The 975-nt window shown below is 54.6% G+C and carries 2 protein-coding genes; one reads left to right on the top strand and one right to left on the bottom strand.

Annotated elements, in window-relative coordinates:
- Window positions 1-26 precede the first annotated feature (26 nt).
- The gene (locus tag DVK07_RS23855) at window positions 27-356 is read left to right on the top strand and encodes a sterol desaturase (protein WP_394338895.1); all 330 of its coding nucleotides are present in this window, start codon (window positions 27-29) and stop codon (window positions 354-356) included.
- 199 nt (window positions 357-555) lie between these two features.
- Here the strand turns inward: DVK07_RS23855 and DVK07_RS19635 are convergent, their stop codons facing one another.
- Complete coding sequence (locus DVK07_RS19635) at window positions 556-966, bottom strand: TRAM domain-containing protein (RefSeq protein ID WP_199719638.1); 411 nt, start codon at window positions 964-966, stop codon at window positions 556-558.
- Window positions 967-975 lie beyond the last annotated feature (9 nt).

The following is a 975-nucleotide window of genomic DNA, read 5'->3' as shown; positions in this document are numbered from 1 at the left end:
CTCTTCACTGGGTTGCTAGTATTTTCGTGACATTAGTTGTCAGCGGTGGTCTCTATTGGTTCGTCGGTGATTTCGCCCTAGCGGCAGTCACAGGAGTCGCGTGGGGAAGCGGCCTCATTATCACGCTTCGAATCGCCCGCCAGTACCCGTCTCACACAACCGGTGATAGTTGGAGTGATAAGCGGTGGACAGGACTCAGTACGGGTCTCATCACTTTTGCTGCGCTTGTCGGCGTGAGTCCGGCGCTGCCGATTTCGCCCGATCTCCGGCTCGGACTTGGATTTCTCGTCATTGGCGCTGGGTTTGTCGGATACACAGCCGGCACTATGGCTGAACTCGAACGAAAACCAGAGTAATCGTTAACACTCGTTCGAACGCGGTATACATTTCCTGTACTGAGCGATACGTGAGTCGCCTGTACTGACCGCACCGGGATAGAATCTATCACTTGCTGAGGATTTCAACAGAGCCCCTCTCGTCCAAAGCAGCTGATCGCAGAAGGCAGCGCATCGGTCACGCGGTCCCGTCCACAGAGAAGGGGATTAATGCTTCAAATTACTCGTAGTAACTGACGCGCTCGACAACTTCCGCGAAGGCGACATTCTCGCGCACATCGGTTATCTCGATAGTGACTCGTTCGCTCTGTTTAGTGTCGGGAACAATTACGACGAACCCGCGTTCAACACGCGTGATACCGTCGCCTTGGTCACCAATATCTTCGATCTCGACGGTGCGTTGTTCGCCTTCTTCGACAGGCGGCGTCTGTGGCGCTTGCTCGGGCTGTGGATCGGCGTCAGTGTTGTTGGCATCGTTCGCTGATAGCGGCAGAACAGCCAGACGATACGTCTCGTCTACCTGTAGCCCGCCAAGTCGGATCTCTTGCTCCGGTACCTCAACCACATATGACCCATTACGTTCATCGACTGTGCCCGAGAACAGACACTGAAGTTGCTCTGAGATCTCCATTTGTAGACC

This window comes from Halorubrum sp. Atlit-26R, assembly GCF_003666015.1.
Classification (GTDB): Archaea; Halobacteriota; Halobacteria; order Halobacteriales; family Haloferacaceae; genus Halorubrum.
Note: the sequence above shows the minus strand (reverse complement) of the source record. Positions and strands in the feature narration are given on the sequence as shown.

Excerpts from the sequence above, each read along its gene's own strand:
- DVK07_RS19635 (WP_199719638.1), bottom strand. The coding sequence starts at position 966 with ATGGAGATCTCAGAGCAACTTCAGTGTCTGTTCTCGGGCACAGTCGAT.